This window comes from Methylorubrum extorquens (assembly GCF_024169925.1).
Classification (GTDB): domain Bacteria; phylum Pseudomonadota; class Alphaproteobacteria; order Rhizobiales; family Beijerinckiaceae; genus Methylobacterium; species Methylobacterium extorquens_A.
On the sequence record NZ_JALJXF010000001.1, the window covers coordinates 4,472,766 to 4,490,966 of the forward strand.

The 18,201-nt window shown below is 69.2% G+C and carries 20 protein-coding genes; 10 read left to right on the forward strand and 10 right to left on the reverse strand.

From position 1 onward, the window contains the following. Positions 1 to 180 precede the first annotated feature (180 nt). The 3 genes from J2W78_RS20875 to J2W78_RS20885 all read left to right on the forward strand — a co-directional run bounded on the left by J2W78_RS20875 (position 181) and on the right by J2W78_RS20885 (position 3,437). A complete protein-coding gene (locus J2W78_RS20875; protein WP_253373512.1) occupies positions 181 to 1,164 on the forward strand; it encodes a putative bifunctional diguanylate cyclase/phosphodiesterase in 984 nt (327 codons plus the stop codon). A 136-nt stretch (positions 1,165 to 1,300) separates the two neighbouring features. Then, complete coding sequence (locus tag J2W78_RS20880) at positions 1,301 to 2,554, forward strand: GGDEF domain-containing protein (RefSeq protein WP_253373513.1); 1,254 nt, start codon at positions 1,301 to 1,303, stop codon at positions 2,552 to 2,554. Between the two features lie 259 nt (positions 2,555 to 2,813). Beyond that, positions 2,814 to 3,437 carry an OmpW/AlkL family protein gene (locus J2W78_RS20885; protein ID WP_253373514.1) on the forward strand — a complete coding sequence of 208 codons (624 nt, stop codon included), beginning with the start codon at positions 2,814 to 2,816 and terminating at the stop codon, positions 3,435 to 3,437. A gap of 284 nt (positions 3,438 to 3,721) precedes the next feature. Here J2W78_RS20885 and J2W78_RS20890 read toward each other — a convergent pair whose 3' ends face one another. Beyond that, positions 3,722 to 4,084, reverse strand: a complete 363-nt coding sequence (locus tag J2W78_RS20890) for a hypothetical protein (RefSeq protein ID WP_367399413.1) — start codon at positions 4,082 to 4,084, stop codon at positions 3,722 to 3,724. A gap of 163 nt (positions 4,085 to 4,247) precedes the next feature. On the opposite strand from J2W78_RS20890, the gene J2W78_RS20895 reads away from it, so the two are divergent. Beyond that, positions 4,248 to 4,433, forward strand: coding sequence for a hypothetical protein (locus J2W78_RS20895; protein WP_253373516.1), 186 nt, complete (start codon positions 4,248 to 4,250; stop codon positions 4,431 to 4,433). Positions 4,434 to 4,852: 419 nt separating this feature from the next. Continuing rightward, entirely contained in the window at positions 4,853 to 5,149 is a 297-nt protein-coding gene (locus J2W78_RS20900; protein ID WP_253373517.1) for a hypothetical protein, read from the forward strand. A gap of 281 nt (positions 5,150 to 5,430) precedes the next feature. On the opposite strand, the gene J2W78_RS20905 is transcribed toward J2W78_RS20900, so the two are convergent. Beyond that, a complete protein-coding gene (locus J2W78_RS20905) occupies positions 5,431 to 5,622 on the reverse strand; it encodes a hypothetical protein (RefSeq protein ID WP_253373518.1) in 192 nt (63 codons plus the stop codon). A 176-nt stretch (positions 5,623 to 5,798) separates the two neighbouring features. Here J2W78_RS20905 and ggt point away from each other — a divergent pair, with 176 nt between their 5' ends. Both ggt and J2W78_RS20915 read left to right on the forward strand, forming a co-directional pair. After that, on the forward strand, positions 5,799 to 7,571 hold the full coding sequence (gene ggt, locus J2W78_RS20910) for a gamma-glutamyltransferase (protein WP_253373519.1): 1,773 nt from the start codon (positions 5,799 to 5,801) through the stop codon (positions 7,569 to 7,571). A gap of 159 nt (positions 7,572 to 7,730) precedes the next feature. Next, positions 7,731 to 8,522 (forward strand): lysophospholipid acyltransferase family protein, encoded by a 792-nt coding sequence (locus tag J2W78_RS20915; RefSeq protein WP_253373520.1) that lies wholly within the window; start codon positions 7,731 to 7,733, stop codon positions 8,520 to 8,522. Positions 8,523 to 8,525: 3 nt separating this feature from the next. Here the strand turns inward: J2W78_RS20915 and J2W78_RS20920 are convergent, their stop codons facing one another. The 3 genes from J2W78_RS20920 to metX all read right to left on the reverse strand — a co-directional run bounded on the left by J2W78_RS20920 (position 8,526) and on the right by metX (position 11,059). Beyond that, positions 8,526 to 9,008 carry a hypothetical protein gene (locus tag J2W78_RS20920; protein WP_253373521.1) on the reverse strand — a complete coding sequence of 161 codons (483 nt, stop codon included), beginning with the start codon at positions 9,006 to 9,008 and terminating at the stop codon, positions 8,526 to 8,528. A gap of 125 nt (positions 9,009 to 9,133) precedes the next feature. Continuing rightward, positions 9,134 to 9,823: a methionine biosynthesis protein MetW gene (gene metW, locus J2W78_RS20925; protein ID WP_253373522.1), complete on the reverse strand. Its 690-nt coding sequence runs from the start codon at positions 9,821 to 9,823 to the stop codon at positions 9,134 to 9,136. 18 nt (positions 9,824 to 9,841) lie between these two features. Next, complete coding sequence (metX, locus tag J2W78_RS20930; protein ID WP_253373523.1) at positions 9,842 to 11,059, reverse strand: homoserine O-acetyltransferase MetX; 1,218 nt, start codon at positions 11,057 to 11,059, stop codon at positions 9,842 to 9,844. Between the two features lie 383 nt (positions 11,060 to 11,442). Here metX and msrB point away from each other — a divergent pair, with 383 nt between their 5' ends. Together msrB and msrA are read left to right on the forward strand one after the other, a co-directional pair. Next, positions 11,443 to 11,946: a peptide-methionine (R)-S-oxide reductase MsrB gene (gene msrB / locus J2W78_RS20935; RefSeq protein WP_253373524.1), complete on the forward strand. Its 504-nt coding sequence runs from the start codon at positions 11,443 to 11,445 to the stop codon at positions 11,944 to 11,946. Between the two features lie 39 nt (positions 11,947 to 11,985). Next, complete coding sequence (gene msrA, locus J2W78_RS20940) at positions 11,986 to 12,732, forward strand: peptide-methionine (S)-S-oxide reductase MsrA (protein WP_253373525.1); 747 nt, start codon at positions 11,986 to 11,988, stop codon at positions 12,730 to 12,732. A 43-nt stretch (positions 12,733 to 12,775) separates the two neighbouring features. Here the strand turns inward: msrA and bfr are convergent, their stop codons facing one another. The 4 genes from bfr to J2W78_RS20960 all read right to left on the reverse strand — a co-directional run bounded on the left by bfr (position 12,776) and on the right by J2W78_RS20960 (position 16,034). Next, a complete protein-coding gene (gene bfr, locus J2W78_RS20945; RefSeq protein WP_003604433.1) occupies positions 12,776 to 13,273 on the reverse strand; it encodes a bacterioferritin in 498 nt (165 codons plus the stop codon). Positions 13,274 to 13,313: 40 nt separating this feature from the next. Beyond that, the gene (locus tag J2W78_RS20950) at positions 13,314 to 13,604 is read right to left on the reverse strand and encodes a (2Fe-2S)-binding protein (protein WP_253373526.1); all 291 of its coding nucleotides are present in this window, start codon (positions 13,602 to 13,604) and stop codon (positions 13,314 to 13,316) included. Between the two features lie 340 nt (positions 13,605 to 13,944). After that, positions 13,945 to 14,808 (reverse strand): universal stress protein, encoded by an 864-nt coding sequence (locus tag J2W78_RS20955; RefSeq protein WP_253373527.1) that lies wholly within the window; start codon positions 14,806 to 14,808, stop codon positions 13,945 to 13,947. A gap of 122 nt (positions 14,809 to 14,930) precedes the next feature. Next, positions 14,931 to 16,034, reverse strand: coding sequence for an acyltransferase family protein (locus J2W78_RS20960; protein ID WP_253373528.1), 1,104 nt, complete (start codon positions 16,032 to 16,034; stop codon positions 14,931 to 14,933). 170 nt (positions 16,035 to 16,204) lie between these two features. Here J2W78_RS20960 and J2W78_RS20965 point away from each other — a divergent pair, with 170 nt between their 5' ends. Beyond that, a complete protein-coding gene (locus J2W78_RS20965; protein ID WP_253373529.1) occupies positions 16,205 to 16,915 on the forward strand; it encodes a DUF4142 domain-containing protein in 711 nt (236 codons plus the stop codon). 567 nt (positions 16,916 to 17,482) lie between these two features. Here J2W78_RS20965 and J2W78_RS20970 read toward each other — a convergent pair. Continuing rightward, positions 17,483 to 18,169 (reverse strand): carbonic anhydrase, encoded by a 687-nt coding sequence (locus J2W78_RS20970; RefSeq protein WP_253373530.1) that lies wholly within the window; start codon positions 18,167 to 18,169, stop codon positions 17,483 to 17,485. Positions 18,170 to 18,201 lie beyond the last annotated feature (32 nt).

Genomic DNA, 18,201 nt, shown 5'->3' on the forward strand with positions numbered 1-18,201 from the left:
TTATGCTTTAGGATTTGTTAGGGATCACTCGCGGCGGGAATTAGATAAACATACGATAACTCTTCATTAGGCTCTGCGATTTATCCTTTGTTGGCTTGAACGTCCGATAGCCGATGACTTGGGAAAGCGTGAGGGCGCTCCAACCACGATGCTTGCAGCCTTCTCAAGGAGGCTCCTTCCATGAGAAGCGAGCCCCCGGTTTCGTCGCAGCGCCTGCATCGTGCGGAGGCCGGGCAATACATCGGTCCGGTTCATCGCTCGGCCGTGGCCGGTTCGACCGCACAGCGTCTCGGCCCGGAGCGTTCCGCAAACGGCAGCGCGGGCGTCCCGCAGGTCCCGGCTCGCATCGAGGATCTTGGGGCCGCGGATCTCCGGTCGGCCCTGGCTGGGGGAGAGTTTTCGCTCGCCTACCAGCCGATCGTGTCGGCGGCGACGGGGGCGATCACCAGTTGCGAGGGGCTGCTGCGTTGGCAGCACCCGTCCCTGGGGCCGATCTCACCCGCTGATTTCATCCCCCTGGCCGAAAGGACGGGGGCGATCGGCCCGATCGGAGCCTGGGTTCTCGAGACCGCCTGCCGACAGGCGGCGGCATGGCCGGAATTCTGCCGGGTCTCGGTGAACGTCTCCCCGGTTCAATTGCAGGATCCGGACTTCGCGGACCGGGTCGTCGCCACGTTGCTGGCAACCGGACTGGCGGCATGCCGGCTCGAACTGGAGCTGACCGAAGGGGTCCCGATGGGTGACGTCGCCGTCGCGCTCGAGGGCGTCGCGGCCATCCGTGCCCTCGGCGTCAGCATTGCCCTCGATGATTTCGGAACCGGCTTCTCGTCGCTCGGCTACCTGCAGCGCTTCACCTTCGACCGGCTCAAGATCGACCGCACCTTCATCACAGGCCTCGGTGAGGCGCGTGAGAGCTGGTTCCTGGTCCGGACGATGCACGACATCGCCCGTCATTTCGGGATGGCGGTGACCGCCGAGGGGATCGAGACCGAGGACGAAGCCCGGATGCTTCGCGAGATCGGCGCGACGGAGTTGCAGGGCTTCCTGTTCAGCCGACCCGTGACGGGCGAGGCCGCGACAGCGCTCTTGAGAGAGCAGTCGCACAGGCTGCGATCGGGCAAGGCCGGACGCCGAACGAAGTTCTTGGACCACGCGGTCCCGTGATGCGCCGTACCGCCCAGCCCCCGCGAACGGGGCAACCGGGATCGGATCCGGACCGCTGTTCCGGGGTGCCTTTCGCCGAACCGGCAATCCGCTCCGAGGCTGGAGCGATCACACGCGCGGGTCTTCCATAAAGGTCATGCTCGACTTCAACACCCTTCAGGTCGCCGGTATCAGCAGCCGCCTTGCTTTCTTTGTGGTATTTCTCGTCACCCTACTGCGGCACCCACGTGAGATTTATTTCGGAATCTGGGCCGGCGCGCTCAGTTTCTCGCTGATAGCCTCATTTCTGATGCTCGGAGATCCACCGAGCGTGCCGCTGAATGCCGTCAAAGGAAGCGTCGTCTACATCCTGTACGGGTCGAGCCTTGCCGTGTCCTGGGTCGGCTTGCGTCTCTTCCACGAGCGCACGCCCGTCCCCCTCCCGGCCCTCGGGCTCGCGCTCTTCAGCGGCCTGTCCTACGGCCTCCTGCTCCAGGCCGGGGCGTCGATGTCGTGGAGCCTGAGCGCCGTGTTCGGCTGCATCACGCTCTGCACAGCCCTGTGCATTTGGGAAATCCTGAGAACGCCCGCTCCGATGCGCCTGTGGACGCAGTACATCGTCCTGGCGGGCTTCGGCGGATACTTCTGCGTCTTCCTGCTTTCGATCGGCGTGGTTCATTTCGCGAGCGAGCGCCTCGCCGCGCCCGAGAGCGGTATCTACTCGCTGCTGTTCGACCTGTGGTGCGGCGTCTTCATTCAGGTCGGCTATCTGGCCATGGTGAGCGAGCGTGCGCACGTGAAGCTCAGTCGCCTGGCCGACACCGACCCGCTCACCGGGCTGGCGAACCGGCGCGGATTGTTCGCGGCGATGAGCCAGCGGGCCGGCCTGTCCCCCTCCCAGCCGCGATGCGCGATCCTGCTAGCCGACATCGACCACTTCAAGGCGATCAACGACACCTACGGCCACGACGGCGGCGACGCCGCCCTGGTCGGCTTTGCCGAGCGATTGCGCGGCGTGATGCGCAAGAACGACCTCGTCGCCCGCTGGGGCGGCGAAGAATTTCTGGTCGTGCTCGACCAAGCCGATGCCACCATGGCCGCCACCGTCGCCGAAAGCCTGCGAAGGTCCGCCGCCAGGCAGCCCTTCACCGTGAACGGAGCGCCCGTGACCGTGACCGCCAGCATCGGGGTTGCGGTCGTGGCGGCCGGCGAGGAGCGAATCGACGCCGCCCTGTCCCGGGCGGACGCGGCCCTCTACGCCGCCAAGAGAGGCGGCCGCAATCGCGTGTGCTTCGAACCGGCGCCGCCTCAGCCGGACACCCGCGCCACCCGAACGGAGCCGTCCTCCGGGCTTCGCGAAGCCATGGAGGCCATCCAGGTCGTCGGCCAGCCGCGATCCGAGCCAGCCTGAGCGTCACGCACGGAACGCCCGTCGCACGTCCACGCCCCCGGAGAAACGGTCCGCTGGCAGGCATGTCGTGAGGCGGGCCGAAACGACTTTCCTCGAGATCTGAAAAACAGAACTCATGTTCGACCATCCTGCCGCGTCCCTTCCGCCCTCCGGGCAGGACCGGCGTCTTGCCTGCGCGTCACACAGGTCGGGATCGGTCCGGAGCAAAGCGTCGCGACCGGGCCTGCTCGCGGCCGTGCTCGGCGTCATCGGGGTCGGCATGCTTGGGGCTTCCGCCCCCTGTGAGGCCGCCGAGCCGGCGGCGAATCCGGTCTCCGGCGGGCTGACCGCGGGGAGCCTCCTCGTCCGCGGCCGCGTCGTCGGCTCCATCCCGGTCGGCCAGTTCTCCCGGGTCGAGCCGATCGGCGGCCGCATCATCACCCCGGCGCGCGCCCTGCCGGATCTCGACGTGACGTATTTCCTGTCCGATCATTTCGCGCTGGCCGGCCAGGTCGGCGTGGTGTCGACCCGGACCTCGATCCGCAACTCGTTGATCGGCGACCTGCCGATCGGCTCGACCTGGAGCCTCGCCATGACCGGCGCGGTCCAGTTCCACTTCCTCCCGCACGGGGTCTTCAACCCCTATATCGGCGCGGGCGCGGGCTACACCCACCCGATCGCCTACGAGCCGGCAAAGCCGCTCATCACCAAGATGGAGGCCGATCCGCAACTGGGGCCAATGCTTCAAGCCGGCTTCGACTATCACCTCGGCGGCGACTGGTACGCGAACATGGAGATCAAGAAAATCTTCCTGCCGCCGCAGGTCTCCCGGATTGGTACCGGCAGCGCGACGGTGCGGCTCGACATGCTGATCATCGGTGCGGGTATCGGCTACCGCTTCTGAACGACGGCCGGTCTCGGCCCGGCCCGCGAGCAGGGGCCTCCGAAGATCGCACTGCGGATCGCCGGAGCGCAACGGGGCCGCCCGAAGCCGGATACGAAAGGCCGGCATCAGGCCAGCGTCTCTCCGTTTTTGTTGTGACGCACATTCTTTCGACGAACCGGGAACCGCTTCGTCGGAATGGCGCTAGAGCCTCGTCCCGAAAGGTGGCCCCCGGCTTTCGGAAAAGACGATGCAAAAACAAGTGCCTAGAGCATCGTTCTGGATCCGATATCCAGGACGATGTTCTAGCGCCACCCCTGCAGCCAGGACGTGACGGGATCGACGACGTAGGCCGCGACCGAGGCGGCCCAGGCGCCCGCCCGAGCCGTCAGGGGAAGGCCGGCCCTTCGCGCGGCCTCGTCCTCGCGGGTGTGTTCGAGCATGGTGGCGGCCACCAACTGGTCCTCGTGCGCCCGGCACTCATCGAGGACGTTGCGCTGCGCCCCGGCCCGGCTCTGGCCCGGCGGTTGCCGGCCATAGGCCTCGCGGACGCAGTCATGCCAGGCCGCTTCGAGATCCTCGAGATCGCGCGTGCGCGCCGCCGCGGCGTCGGCGCCCAGGCTGCCGCCGATCACGAACAGGGCAAGGAGAAGCCGTGGCGCGTTCATCGCGTTCATGGCGGCGAGATGCCCCCGAAGCCATCAAGGCCGACTTAACGGGCCGCCGGCCACAGGCACCGATGACGGGACGGTCGCACGGGACACGCGAAGGAACGACTCCGCCTCACGGCGCTTCCCACCTTCCAACGACACATCGCCGACAGGAAGCCGCATGGCCAAGGACGTGACCACCTACACGCTCAAGCAGGCGCTCGCCGCCAAGGTCGAGGACCACATCGAGATCGCGGTGGAAGCCGAGGACGGGACGAAATTCAAGATCCGCGCGACCGCCGATCAACTCGATGCACTCACGGGCGATCTGGAAACGATCCTCGACGGCGACGACGCCGACGCCTAACCCGCCCCGACGGCTGGCTGAAGGTCCGAGCCCGGCGCCAGCCGTCAAAGCCCCCACGCCATTACGGCCGATGCCGGCGCCACGCCCTCATATGTTCGAGGGCCGGACGCCGGCATCATGACGTCTGCCTCCGAGCCGCTGAGCGACGGCGGAAGGGCGCTCGGCCAAGGCCCCCGCGGCATCGAACCCCGACACGCCTTGCGCGCCGATACGGCGGGACACGCAGCGCGCGAATCATCCGGTCGCGCGCGACGGATGGCTTGCGCCGGTGCGGCACGGCACGCCGCCCGCCAAATCCCGATCATTTCAGAGATTTTTGTCAGGGCCTCGTCCGATTGCACGGGACGAAAAATCGGTTTGTGAACGTTTTATGACATATTGGAACGCGCGATCATCGTGCGTGGAGGAGACATAACAAGATGCGGATCGTCCCCATCCTCGCAGCCGGCCTCGTGCTCGGCACCATCGGCGCCACGGCGGCCTCCGCCGCTCCGGCTCTGCCCCAGCCGGGTGTCATCGCCGGCAACCCGGCCCAAACCGTGGATTGGCATCCCAGCACCAGCCACTGGGATCATCACTTCCACGCGCATCAGGAGTCGCTGCGCTACCACCAGCCGACGGAAGCCGAGCACCGGATCCGCCGTATGCGGCGCACGGAGCCGCACATGCGCGACCCGGCATGGGCTGCCCCCCGCTACCGGCTCGGCAATCGCTAAGCACCGTCCCGAAAGGCGGCCACCGGCTTCCGGTAAAGGACGATGCAAGGACAAGTGCCTGGAGAATCGTCCCGGATTCGAGATCCGGGACGATTCTCCCAGGGTGTGCCTGCAAGAGGTTGTCCATCCGGCCTGAACCGAAGACGTCTCGCGATCAGCCAGTGCGAACTTTCCAGGGTCCGCGGGGTTGAGGGATACCATTTCCCTCGGACAGGACCCCTCATGCGGCTCACGACAATCGCGCTGGCTCTGACACTGAGTCTCCCGGCGGCCGCCATGGCTCAGGCCGGCGCGGGCGCGCCGCCCTCGCCGCCGAGCCCGAAAGCTTCGGCCACGGGCTCGCAGCCGGTGCCCGGCCCGAGCACGGCCGGCCCTCCGGCCGGCACCCCGAACAAGCCGGCCGTCGTCGGCGGCACGCCGGGCGCCGTGATCGGCGGCACGCCCACCAGCGGACCGCCCGGCACCGGCGGCACGGCGGGCGGTCCTTCGTTGAGCGGGCGATAGAGCCTCCCCGCGTCAGACGATGGCGGGCATCGGATGCAACGATGCCCGAATGAGGCGCGCCTCGTCCCGAGCGGGGTGCGCCGAAGGACGAGTGATCGCTCGCGGCACGCGTGGCCGCGCCCCGCATTTGCGATAAGTTCGGTCCATGAGCCCGACTTCGCCCGTTCGCCCCGCCCTCGCGCTTCTCCTCGTCGCCTCTCTGGCGGTGCCGTTTCCGGCCCAGGCGCAGGCGGTTCCGCCCGCGCCCGAACCGCCGCCGATCCAGTCGGACGAGGCCCGCCTCCTGCCGGTTCTCGCCCGCCGCGGCATGGTCTCGTCGCAGGACGCGCTCGCCACCCGCGTCGGCGTCGAGATCCTGAGGCGGGGCGGCAACGCCGTCGATGCGGCGGTGGCGGTCGGCTTCGCGCTCGCCGTCACCCTGCCGCGGGCGGGCAATCTCGGCGGCGGCGGCTTCATGATGGTGCACCGCGCCGCGGCCAAGGAAACCGCTGCGAAAACCATCGCGATCGATTACCGCGAGACCGCCCCGGCCGCGTCCACCGCCGACATGTTCCTGAACCCGCAGGGGGAGCCCGACCGCGCCGCCTCCACCCGCACCGGCAAGGCGGTGGGCGTGCCCGGCACGGTGCGCGGCCTCGCCGAGGCCCACAAGCGCTACGGTTCGGGCAAGCTCACGCTGGCCGACCTCATCGCTCCGGCGGAAAGGCTCGCTCGTGATGGCATCCCGGTCGAATCGGGGCTGGCCGATTCCCTGCCGCGGGCGTCCGGCCTGCTCGGGCAATGGCCGTCGAGCCGGGCGGTGTTCTTCGAGGGCGACCATGTGCTCCCCCGCGGCGCGACCTTGCGCCAGACCGATCTGGCCGACACCCTGAAGGCGATCGCCGAGCGGGGGCCGGACGCCTTCTACCAGGGGCCGATCGCCGACAAGATCGCCGCCTCCGTCCAGGGCGCGGGGGGAATCATGACCGCGGCCGATCTTGCCGCCTACCGGCCGGAGGTCCGCACGCCGGTGCGCGGCACCTATCGCGGCTACGAGGTCGTCTCGATGCCGCCGCCGAGTTCCGGCGGGGTGCATCTCATCGAGATCCTCAACATCCTCGAGGGCTACGATCTCGCTGGCATGGGCGCAGGCAGCGCGGGCGCGCTTCACACCCTCGCCGAGGCGATGAAGCCCGCTTATGCCGACCGGGCCACTTGGCTCGGCGACCCGTCGCGAACCAAGGTTCCGGTCGCGGGGCTCATCGCCAAACCCTACGCCGCCACCTTGCGCGAAAAGATCGACCCGGAGCGGGCCAAGTCCGCCGCGGAGGTCAGCGCCGGCAATCCGCTGCCTTACGAATCCGACCAGACCACGCACTTCTCGGTGGTGGACGCGGAGGGGAACGCCGTCTCCAACACCTACACGCTGAACTTTTCCTACGGGATCGGACTGGTCGCCGAAGGAACGGGCGTGCTGCTCAACAACGAGATGGACGACTTCTCCGCCAAGACCGGGGCGCGCAACGCCTACGGCCTCGTCGGCGGCGAGGCCAACGCCGTAGCGCCGGGCGCGCGCCCGCTCTCCTCAATGACGCCCACCTTCGTGTTCCGGGACGGTCGGCTGTTCCTCGTCACCGGCAGTCCCGGCGGCAGCCGCATCATCACGACCACGCTTCAGGTCATCGTGAACGTGCTCGATTTCCGGATGAACCTCGCCCAGGCCGTCGCCGCGCCGCGCATCCACCACCAGTGGCAGCCCGATGTGCTGATGGCCGAGGAGGGCGTCTCGCCCGATACGCTCGCCTTGCTGCGGACCAAGGGCCACACCGTGAAGGTCGGCGCGACCTCGGGCTCGGCCAATTCGGTGATGGCCGAGGACGGCCTGCTCGCCGGCGCCTCCGATCCGCGCCAGCGGGGCACGCTGGCCGAGGGGCCTTAGCGAGCCCTCTCCGACTGCCGCGACCAGGGCTCTGCCCTGGGCCTGCGAAAAGGCGAGCCTTTTCGAAATCCGGGCTCTTGCGGCGGACCCGGCGGGTTTCCGCGGTGGGCAAGCGCAGGCGCACACGGTAAAGGAGCGCCAGCCTCACGCGGACCACCGATGCTCCTCTTCCGCTCGCTTGCCTTCAACCTCTCCTTCTACGTCGCGACGGCCGTGATCGCGATCGGGGGACTGCCCGCGTTCATCACACGCAAGGGCGTGATCCGGGTGGCGCAGTTCTGGGGCCGCACGGTGGTGTTCCTGCTGCGCGTGATCGGCGGGACACGCGTGGAGTTCCGCGGCCTGGAGAACATCCCGAAGGGCCCGCTGCTGGTGGCCGCCAAGCATCAATCCGCGCTGGAGACGCTGGCACTCACGATTCCGTTCGAGGATTTCGGCTACGTCCTCAAGCGCGAGCTGATGTGGATTCCGGTGGTCGGCTGGTACTTCGCCCGGGGCGGCATGGTGCCGATCGATCGCTCGAAGGGCACGCGGGCGATGGCGGCGATGAACAAGGCGGCGGCGCAGGCCATCCGCGACGGGCGCCAGCTCATCATCTTCCCCGAGGGCACCCGCCGCCCGGCCGGCGCCCCGCCCGCGTACAAGCAGGGCGCCTCCCACCTCTACGCGGCGCTGAACGTGCCCTGCCTGCCCGTTGCGCTGAACACCGGCCTCTATTGGCGCCGCCGCGGCTTTCGCCGGATGCCGGGCACGACGGTGATCGAGTTCCTGCCGGTCATCCCGCCGGGGTTGCCGCGTCCCGCCTTCCTCAAGGAGCTGCAGACCCGCATCGAGACGGCCTCCGACGCGCTGCTGGCGGAGGGCCGGGACGACCTCGCCCGCCACGGCCACCCGGTCGCCGTGGCGATGGGCGGCTCGACGCCCGCGCCGGATCCATCCGGGACGCTGTGAACATCAGACGGCCGCGAAACGGCGGACGGCGGAGGGCCCGCGCAGAACGACCCGGCGGCCGGAAAAGCTTTCGACAAGCGCGAGGCTGCGCGTCCGGCGAATGCGGTTCCAGTTCGCGGTGTAGCTGAGAAACTCGAACGTGAGCTGCTCCGGACAGCCCTCGGGCCCGTCAGGCCGCACCTGCCCGAAGCTCGACAAGGTCCGCCGCAGCATCCGCGCCGTGCAGCGCCACGCCGGCATGTCGAGATAGATCACCGTGTCGGCTGCGGCGAACCGGGGCGCGATCGTGTCGATGTAGTTGCCGTCGACGACCCAGGCGGGGAGGGCGGCGATCCGCTCGACTTCGGCGCGGAAGGCCGCGGGCTCGGCCTCGACCCAGCCGGGGTGCCAATAGGCGCGGTCGAGGTGGAACACCGGCAGACCGTGCCGGGCGCCGAGATCGCGGGCCAGGGTCGATTTCCCGCTGCCCGGCGGCCCGAGGATCACCACTCGCCGGGGCGGAGGCCTCGTCCCAGATCCGATTGATCCCTTCGGGATGGCGGGTTCGACTTCGCTCAAGCGCCGCGCGGGCTTGCCGATACGCTCCCCGCTCGGATCGAGCGGAAACCGTATCACCCCCGCCCCCCACCGCGTCGCAGCAGGAACACGCCCTGCGCGCCGATCAGGTTCCAGAACCACCACGGCATCGAGAAGCGCATCGGCCGTCCCCGCGCGTCGAGGGCGGTGGCCTTCTCGATGCGGGCGCCGACATCCCGGCACAGGCCGACGAAATCGCGGATCGTGCAGTGGTGGATGTTGGGGGTCTCGTACCACGTCTCCGGCATGATCTCGGTGACCGGCATCCGGCCGCGGAAGGCGAGTTCGGCCCGCACCCGCCAATGGCCGAAATTCGGGAACGAGATGATGACCTGCCGCCCGATCCGCAGCAGGTGCTCCAGCACGATGCGCGGGTTGCGGGTCGCCTGGATGGTCTGGGACAGGACCACGACGTCGAAGGCATCGTCGGGGTAGTTGGCGAGATCGGTGTCGGCGTCGCCCTGGATCACCGGCAGGCCGCGGGCGAGGCAGGCGTTGACGCCTTCGCGCGACAACTCGATGCCGCGGCCATCGACGCCGCGACGGTCGCGCAGGAGCGCCAGCAGCGAGCCGTCGCCGCAGCCGATGTCGAGGACGCGCGCGCCCGGCGGCACGAGGCCGAGCACGACGATATGATCGACGCGCGCCGTGCCCTCGCCGCGGGGCAGCGCCTCGGCGGCCTCCCAGGGAACGCCCGAGGCGGCGTCGGTGAAGCTCTCGCTCATCGTCTCACAGTCCCGTTCTCAAAGACCTCTGGCGCGGGCCGCGGCGTCGATGAAGCCCCTGGCGGCGGAGAACATCGCCGGTTCGTCGAGCAGGAAGGCGTCATGGCCCTTGTCGCTCTCGACTTCGACGAAGGCGACGGGTGCCGCCACCGCATTCAGCGCGTGGACGATGGCGCGGGAATCGGCGGTGGGGAACAGCCAGTCCGAGGTGAAGGACATCACGCAGAAGCGGGTCTTCGAGCCGCGGAAGGCATGGCCGAGCACGCCGCCATGGTCCTCGGCGAGGTCGAAATAGTCCATCGCCCGCGTGAGATAGAGGTAGGCGTTGGCGTCGAACCGCTCGACGAAGCTGAGACCCTGGTGGCGCAGGTAGCTCTCGATCTGGAAGTCGGCGTTGAAGGAGAAGGTCGGCGCCGCCCGGTTCTGCAGGCGGCGGCCGAACTTGCGGTGCAGGGCCGGCTCGGACAGGTAGGTGATGTGCGCGCCCATCCGCGCGACGCCGAGGCCCTTGGACGGCCTCGTGCCGGCCTCGAGATAGCGGCCCTCCTCCCAGGCCGGGTCGGCCATGATCGCTTGGCGCCCGACCTCGTGGAAGGCGATGTTCTGGGCCGAGTGCCGCGCGCCGGTGGCGATGGGCATGGCGGCAAACACCCGCTCGGGGAAAAGCGAGGCCCATTGCAGCACCTGCATCCCGCCCATCGAGCCGCCGATGCAGAGGAACAGGTCCGGGATGCCGAGCCGGTCGAGCAGCATCGCCTGGGCGCGGACCATGTCGCGGATCGTCACCAGCGGGAAGTCGAGTCCGTAGGGGCGCCCCGTCTCCGGGTTGAGCGAGGCGGGCCCGGTCGAGCCCATGCACGAGCCGATGACGTTCGAGCAGACGACGAAGTAACGGTTGGTATCGACCGGCTTGCCCGGTCCCACCAGCGTCTCCCACCAGCCGGGCTTGCCCGTCACGGGATGGCGGTGGGCGAAATGCTGGTCGCCGGTGAGCGCGTGGCAGATCAGCACCGCGTTCGAGCGCTCGGCGTTGAGGGTGCCGGCGGTCTGGTAGGCGACCTGGAACGGCCCGAGCCGCGCGCCGGAATCCATCGCGAGCGGCTCGTCGGCGGAAAACAGCATCACCGGGCTGCGCGGGTCGGAAGCCGGCGAGGCCTCGTAGACCTCCCGGCGCGCGTCCTCCCGCTGAAGGGTCTCGGCGGCGCGCTCGGCGTTCGGGGTGAGGGTGGAATCCATGGCTTGTCCCGGGTGCCGGCCCTGGAACCGGTCCCGAGCGGCCCGGCACCGACTGTCCCGCCGGTCGCAAGGGCGGATAGGATGCACCCGCGAGCGTATCTCAGGAGCCTGTCTTGGCCGGCTGACCACACGAGGTAATGTGCGCATCCCCGAGCGTCAACGCGGCGCGCCGGGCAGATCCGGGGCAACCGGGCGGGGAGACGTGCGGGCCACGCCAGCAGGGCTGCGGCCGGGACGGCCTGCGGCGGTTCGTCTTCGCGGCGCCGCTGCCGGTTCCGTGCTATCGATTGCGCGCGATTGATCATCCCTGTCCCGTCGCCGGAACCGGGGGAGCCCGTCTCCCTCGCGAGCCGGCGGACCGCAGCCCATCGGAGTCCTCGCGCATGAACCGCCGCCAGACCTTGCGTGCCGGAGCCTCGCTGCTGGGCCTGCTCGCCGCCTCCCGCCTCCCGGCCGTGATGGCCGGCCCCGCCTCCGCCGCGGCCTTCGAGGTCGAGAAGTCCGAGGCCGAGTGGCGCGCTTTGCTCTCACCCGCCGCCTACCGGGTGCTGCGCGAGCACGGCACCGAACGGGCCTATACGAGCCCGCTCAACGGCGAGAAGCGTCCGGGCCGCTTCGCCTGCGCCGGCTGCGACCTGCCGCTGTTCTCGTCGAAGACCAAGTTCGAGAGCGGCACCGGTTGGCCGAGCTTCTTCGAAACCCTGCCCGGCGCGGTCGGCACGCAGGTCGACGGCGCCTACGGCATGCGCCGCACGGAGGTGCATTGCCGCCGCTGCGGCGGCCATCTCGGCCACGTGTTCGAGGACGGCCCGAAGCCGACCGGCCTGCGCTACTGCATGAACGGCGTGTCCCTGCGCTTCGAACCCGCTGCCGACGGCCCGGCCTGACACATGGATCGAGCACACGGATCGAGAAGGATCAGCACCATGACGCGCGAACGCTTCCGTCCCCGCTCATCCGCCCTCATCGGCGGCTTGGCCGGTCTCACCCTGCTCGCCGGTGCGGCCCTGCCCCTGGCGCCGGCTGCGGCGGAGGAGGGCGGGCAGCGCCTGCCCGAGGCGGCGATGACGGCCCGGGAGACGGTCGAGAAGACGGCGAAGGACGGCTCGGGCCTGCGCACGGCGACCTTCGCGGGCGGCTGCTTCTGGGGCGTGCAGGGCGTGTTCCAGCACGTGAAGGGCGTGAAGAACGCGGTCTCGGGCTATGCCGGCGGCACCCGCGCAAGCGCCCGCTACGACGAGGTCGGCACCGGCCGCACCGGGCATGCGGAGGCGGTGCAGGTCACCTACGATCCGGCGGTGGTCCGCTACGACGAGCTCTTGCAGATCTTCTTCTCGGTGGCGCTGGACCCGACCGAGGTGAACCGGCAGGGCCCCGACAACGGCCCGCAATACCGCTCGGCGCTGTTCCCCGCGGATGCGGAGCAGGCCAAGGTCGCAGGGGCCTACATCGCCCAGCTCGACGGGGCGAAGGTGTTCTCGAAACCCATCGCCACGAGAATCGAGTCCGGCGCCTTCTACCCGGCAGAAGGCTACCACCAGGACTACATGACGCTTCATCCGACCAATAGCTACATCGCCGTCAACGACGCGCCGAAGCTGCGGGATCTGAAGGCGTTGTTCCCCGAGCGGGCGAACGGACAGCCGGTGCTGGTGGGCCGTCCGCCGGCGTAAAGGGGAACTCTCCCCTCCCCGCGAGGGGGGAGGGGAAAGAGGATCACTCCTTCTCGGGCGCGATCTGCTCCAGGCCGCCGACATGGCGCTGGGCGTAGAGCGGCAGGCCGATCTGGCCGATCAGGTCGAGCTGGGTCTCGAGGAAGTCGATATGGCCTTCCTCGTCCTCGGCCAGATCCTCGAACAGCCGCTTGGAGACACGGTCATTGATCGAGTCGCAGTACTTGGCGGCTTCGAGATAGAGCGAACGCGCCTCGTTCTCGGCGGCGAGGTCGCACTCGATGATCTCCTGAACGTTCTGGCCGATCCGCAGCGGGTCGAGCTCCTGCAGGTTCGGAAAGCCGTCGAGGAACAGGATCCGGTCGATGAACCGATCCGCGTGGTTCATCTCCTCGATGGATTCCTTGCGCCAGAACTTGGCGAGATCGACGTAGCCCCAATCGTTCAGCAGGCGGAAGTGCAGCCAGTACTGGCTGACCGCCGTGAGCTCGCTGCGCAGGCCGCGGTTGAGATACTCGATGACCTTAGCGTCGCCCTTCATACACCTCTCTCCTCGTGAGGCGTCGGGACGAATGATCGTCTCAGGCTGCGACGCCCTCGGGCTCCCTTGTAGTTTGGAATGATCCCAAACTGCAAGACGCTTCGCAGGCCGTCGAGCAGGCATGTGCACCGCCATGCGCGGCGCTGTGCGCCTGCGCCTCGTCGATGGCGTTGCGCAGGATCGAACGGATGGTGCGGGCGCAGCGTCCGCATTTCGGACTGCAGCCGAGACAGCCATAGACCTGGGCCGGGGTACGGGGACAGCCCGGACCCGGCTGCAGGCACGCGCGCACCTGTCCGTCGGAGAGGACGTTGCAAGAGCAGACAATCATGCGGGATCGCAACCTGTCGTGCCTGTCGGGGAGCCCGGCCCGCGAGAGCCGCGCAGCCCGAAGCCTCCGATCATTCGCGCCGCTCAAGGCCACCGGAAACCGGCCGATTTGAGGCAGACGCAGATTAGAATGATTGAAAACTTCAAGCTTTTCAGCAGTTTAGCGGCCGATCCGGACCCTGGCAACTCCTAACGGGCACGATTGAATGCGGCGCGAGCCTTCGTCGCGGCCGTCCTCGACGCGCCGCAGGATCGTCATCCGCCGGGACATGCTTGAGCGAACGCCTTCGCCGACAACGGGAAATTCCGCCGTGCCGGGTCGGCGCCGCGGGCCGCGCGGCTCAATGCGCCATCAGCACCGGCACGGTCGCGTGCGACAGGATGTGGCTGGTCGGGCCGCCGAAGATCATCTGGCGCAGGCGGCTCTGGGTGTAGGCGCCCTTGATCAGAAGGTCGCAGCCGAACGATTCGGCGGTGTCGAGGTAGAGTTCGCCGGGGGTGCGGCGGCCGGCGGGCAGCGCCTTGTGGGCGGCCTCGATGCCTTCGCAGGCGAGCGAGCGCGCCACGTCCTCCGCGCTCGGGCCCGGCACCATGCCCCCCTCGGCGCTGAGCACGAGCACCCGCCGGGCGCGGCGCAGGAAGGGCATGGCGAAGGCGACGGCCCTCGCCGTCTCGGTCGAGCCGTTCCAGGCGATCAGGACCGCCTCACCCAGGCAGGCCGGCGCGACCGGCGGTGCCAGCAGGATCGGGCGCCCGCTCTCGAACAGGGCGGTCTCGAAGGTGGTCATGCGCGGCGACCCGTCATCGGCACCGGGGCGCCCGACGACGGTCGCCGAGAACAGCCGCGCGTACTGGCCGAGGAAGGCGTCGCCCGGCGGCACGTCGGGCTGCCAGCGGTAGCGCGGTCCGGCATTGGCCGCCGCATCCGGGGCGCAGGAGGCGCCGGGCTCGCGCCGTGGCAGGCCGGCCGCCTCCATCGCCGCCACGAAGCGCTGGCCCGCATCCTGCGCCTCGGCTTGGTCGGCCTCCTCGTCGCGCAGCCACGTCATGCCGCCGACCATGTCCACGGGCACGTATTCGGCGAGCGCCGGGCGCAGGGCCACGCCCTCGATCAAGCTGCCGAAGCGGCGCGCCACCAGCACCGCCGTGGCGAAGACGGAGGGCAGGGCGTCGTGGAGGGTGACCGGAACGAGCAGGGTCTTCATGGCCGGCCTCCGAGGCGTGCGAGGGACGAGGGGACACGAGGGACGTGACGGCCGGAGGCTAGTGCGAAACGGGGTTTGGGAAAACCGCCCATGACACCGTCATCCCCGCCGTCGTCCCCGCCTCATCGCTCGGGCGTCGCGGCGCTTTTCGAAGCTTCGGCGGAAGGTGCGGGGTCGAGCCCGCGGCGGACCAGGCGGGTCAGGGGCCGCTCCACCAGCCGGTGGACGAGGAGCGCGGCCGGCAGGGTCAGCGCGACCATCACGACGAGGCTCGGCCAGGGTCCGAGCAAGGGGGCAAGCAAGGGTGCGAGGCCGGTGCGCAGCAGCCCCTCGCGGGCCGCCCGCAGAACGAACGGGTGGATCAGGTAGAGGGCGTAGGAGGCGTCCCCCAACCGTTCGGCCGCGACGAGAAACCAGTCGGCGATCCCGCCACGCACGGCCTCGGGCCGGTCCCGGCCGAGGACCGCCGCCGCCACGAGGAAAGCGGCGGGCAGGCCCCAGGCGAGCAAGCGCAGCACCGGCTCGACCGGCGCCGCGGCAAGCCCGAACAGCCCCGCCGCGGCGAGCGCGATCCGAACCCCTGAACCCAGGCGCACCCCCTCGGCCCGCAGGAGCGCGAGCCCGGCACCGAGGGCGAATTCGAGCACGATCGGATCGGACCAGAAGGCGAGGGGGACCGGCGGCGCGGGCACCACCCGCCCGACGAGAACGAGAAGCACCAGGGCGCCGACGAGCCACGCCACCGCCCCGCGCCGCGAGAAGCCGAGGCCGAGGGCGAAGAGGGCGTAGAAGGCCATTTCGTAGTTCAGGGTCCAGCCCAGGCCGTAGAGCGGCAGCACCGCCCCGTCGGACCGGGCCATCGGCCAGAACAGGAACGAGGCGAGGGTGCGGGCGAGGTCCGGGGGACCGCCCTCGCCGCTGAGCAGGGTCGGCGCCGCGAGACCCAGAGCGAGGTAGAGCCCGGTCACCCCCCAGTAGAGCGGGACGAGGCGGGCGATGCGGTGGGCGGCAAAGCGGCTCCGCGCTCCGGGGCGTCCGTAGAGCGGTGCCGCCGCATGGACGATGATGAAGCCGGAGATAACGAAGAAGATGTCGACGCCCGCTGGCCAGGGCAGTCCGTGGCGCGGGACGAAGTCAATTCCCATGCGCCCGGCCAGGGCCGCAGCCTCGTTCTGCGCGTGGTGAACGACCACCATCAGCGCCGCCAGGGCACGCAGCCCCTGCACGAGGACCAGTTTTCCCCGGATGGGATCGGGATGAAAAAGCTTATTCAAATTTCGGGAACCAGCGTGGAAGGTCGTCGTTGTCGCGTCGAAGTGATCTTCACGGCCTTGATCGGTCCAACCGGTTTCTGAGGCCAGTTCGTATGTCGAAAATCCGATATTTGAGGTTTAGTATGCTGAAGAAATACGCTGCTGCGTCCGCTCTCGTCGTCGCCATGGCGACCCCCGCCTTCGCCCAGGTCGGGGGCGATTTCCGCCTCGACGCCATGCAGGCAAATGCTTTCGAGATCCAGTCCGCCCAGATCGCGCTTCAGAAGAGCCGTAACCCGTCGGTGCGGGCCTATGCCCGCGAAGCGCTGCGTGACCATCAGGCCGCCAACGTCGCCCTGGCCGGCGGCGAGCGCAACTACATGGCCGCCCGTCAGGCCGGCCCCGGCGGTCTCGTTGGCGGCTTGGTCGAGGCTCCGCTCGCCATCGCCGGCGGTGCGGTCGGCGCGGCCACGGGCGTGGCGACCGGCGTGGTCGGCGGCACCCTGCAGGGCGGCCCGGTCGGCGCGATCGAGGGCGCGGGTACCGGCCTGAGCCGTGGTGCCGCCGCCGGCGCACGGGCCTTCGACGTCGACACTACCGCGGGCACCACCGTGGTTCAGCCGAACCCGCAGCAGCAGCAGATTCTGGCCGAGCTGAACGCCACCCCGCCCGGCGCCCGCTTCGACCGGCTCTACGGCCAGCAGCAGGTGATGACGCACCAGATGTCGATCAGCATGGCGCAGTCCTACGCCCAGTCCGGCCCGAACCCGGCCCTGCGCAACTACGCCCAGCAGGCCCTGCCGGTGTTCCAGCAGCACTACGCCCACGCTCAGCGTCTTCCCGGCGCTCGCTAAGGCGGCCCATCGCACCCCAGCCTGATGCGAATCGCGAGAAGCGGCGGACCTTCGGGTCCGCCGCTTCTTTTCGTTGTGGGCCGGTCGCGGGCAGCGGGCGATACGGGGCCCGCTCGATCGCACGAGACAGCGCATCGCGCGGGCGCCCGAGAAGACGCCCCATCGTGCCGGCACGGCGGGACCGCTGAAGTCCGGATCCGCACGCATGCCAAATCCAGGCTGAACCCTTCGAGATCGCGGAATTGGGCCGCGATGGGTATCTCTGCTCAAGCGCCGCGCCGGCCAACCGATACGGTTTTCCACCCGAGACTTCGGTGGCGTCTTCGCCATTGCGAAGCGAAGCCGCGGCAATCCGAGCCCCGTACGATCCGGGGCGATCGCGCCCTGGATCGCTTCGGCTCCGCCACGCAACGACGGACGAAAGTGAAACCGGAGCGATCAACCGGAACCCGTCTCGAAGCGGATCGACCGGGTTCGGTAACGATCCGACATGAAAACGGCGCCCCCGATCAGTGATCGGAGGCGCCGTGTGTTTGCTGGATCCAAGACTTCGGAAAGACGGGCTGTTTAAGCCGCGGTGCAGCCGATCAGGGCGGAGGCCGCGAGCGTCTGGCCGTCGCGGGAGACCACGGATTCGAATTCGCCGGTCTTCGGGTCGCGGATGCGCAGCTCACCCGTCTCGATGCCGAAATGCGCGCCGTGCAGCTGCAGCTTGCCCGCCTCGACCGCCTCGCGGATAAAGTCGAAGGTCATCAGGTTTTCGAGGCTCTGCCCGATCATCGTGTATTCGAGGCGGGTGAGGTAGCCCTCCTTGTCCTTGCTGTCGCCAGCGTCGGCAAGCGTCTTCGTCGCCGGCTGAACCAGCGAGACCCAGCGGCCGATGAAGTTACCCGAGGAGAGCGGATCGGCGCCAAGGCCGGCCGCCTTGATGCCGCCGCAGGTCGCATGGCCGAGCACGACGATGTGCTTCACCTTCAGCGCCTGCACCGCGAACTCGATCGCCGAGGAGGTGCCGTGGTAGCCGCCGTCCCGCTCGGCGGGCGGCACGATGTTGGCCACGTTGCGGATCGTGAAGATCTGGCCGGGACCGGTATCGAAGATCACCTCCGGGGCGACGCGGCTGTCGCAGCAGCCGATCAGCAGCACCTCGGGCTCCTGGCCTTCCTTGCCGAGCGTCTCGTACTTGCGCCGCTCGTTCGGCAGCCGCTCGCCGAGGAAGCTGCGGTAACCGTCGGTCAGAACCTGAGGAAACATGGGCGGTTGTCCTTTCATCGTTGCTGTTGTGG

Excerpts from the sequence above, each read along its gene's own strand:
- J2W78_RS20875 (WP_253373512.1), top strand. The coding sequence starts at position 181 with ATGAGAAGCGAGCCCCCGGTTTCGTCGCAGCGCCTGCATCGTGCGGAG.
- J2W78_RS20880 (WP_253373513.1), top strand. The coding sequence starts at position 1,301 with ATGCTCGACTTCAACACCCTTCAGGTCGCCGGTATCAGCAGCCGCCTT.
- J2W78_RS20885 (WP_253373514.1), top strand. The coding sequence starts at position 2,814 with ATGCTTGGGGCTTCCGCCCCCTGTGAGGCCGCCGAGCCGGCGGCGAAT.
- J2W78_RS20890 (WP_367399413.1), bottom strand. The coding sequence starts at position 4,084 with ATGAACGCGCCACGGCTTCTCCTTGCCCTGTTCGTGATCGGCGGCAGC.
- J2W78_RS20895 (WP_253373516.1), top strand. The coding sequence starts at position 4,248 with ATGGCCAAGGACGTGACCACCTACACGCTCAAGCAGGCGCTCGCCGCC.
- J2W78_RS20900 (WP_253373517.1), top strand. The coding sequence starts at position 4,853 with ATGCGGATCGTCCCCATCCTCGCAGCCGGCCTCGTGCTCGGCACCATC.
- ggt (WP_253373519.1), top strand. The coding sequence starts at position 5,799 with ATGAGCCCGACTTCGCCCGTTCGCCCCGCCCTCGCGCTTCTCCTCGTC.
- J2W78_RS20915 (WP_253373520.1), top strand. The coding sequence starts at position 7,731 with ATGCTCCTCTTCCGCTCGCTTGCCTTCAACCTCTCCTTCTACGTCGCG.
- metW (WP_253373522.1), bottom strand. The coding sequence starts at position 9,823 with ATGAGCGAGAGCTTCACCGACGCCGCCTCGGGCGTTCCCTGGGAGGCC.
- metX (WP_253373523.1), bottom strand. The coding sequence starts at position 11,059 with ATGGATTCCACCCTCACCCCGAACGCCGAGCGCGCCGCCGAGACCCTT.
- msrB (WP_253373524.1), top strand. The coding sequence starts at position 11,443 with ATGAACCGCCGCCAGACCTTGCGTGCCGGAGCCTCGCTGCTGGGCCTG.
- msrA (WP_253373525.1), top strand. The coding sequence starts at position 11,986 with ATGACGCGCGAACGCTTCCGTCCCCGCTCATCCGCCCTCATCGGCGGC.
- bfr (WP_003604433.1), bottom strand. The coding sequence starts at position 13,273 with ATGAAGGGCGACGCTAAGGTCATCGAGTATCTCAACCGCGGCCTGCGC.
- J2W78_RS20950 (WP_253373526.1), bottom strand. The coding sequence starts at position 13,604 with ATGATTGTCTGCTCTTGCAACGTCCTCTCCGACGGACAGGTGCGCGCG.
- J2W78_RS20955 (WP_253373527.1), bottom strand. The coding sequence starts at position 14,808 with ATGAAGACCCTGCTCGTTCCGGTCACCCTCCACGACGCCCTGCCCTCC.
- J2W78_RS20965 (WP_253373529.1), top strand. The coding sequence starts at position 16,205 with ATGCTGAAGAAATACGCTGCTGCGTCCGCTCTCGTCGTCGCCATGGCG.
- J2W78_RS20970 (WP_253373530.1), bottom strand. The coding sequence starts at position 18,169 with ATGTTTCCTCAGGTTCTGACCGACGGTTACCGCAGCTTCCTCGGCGAG.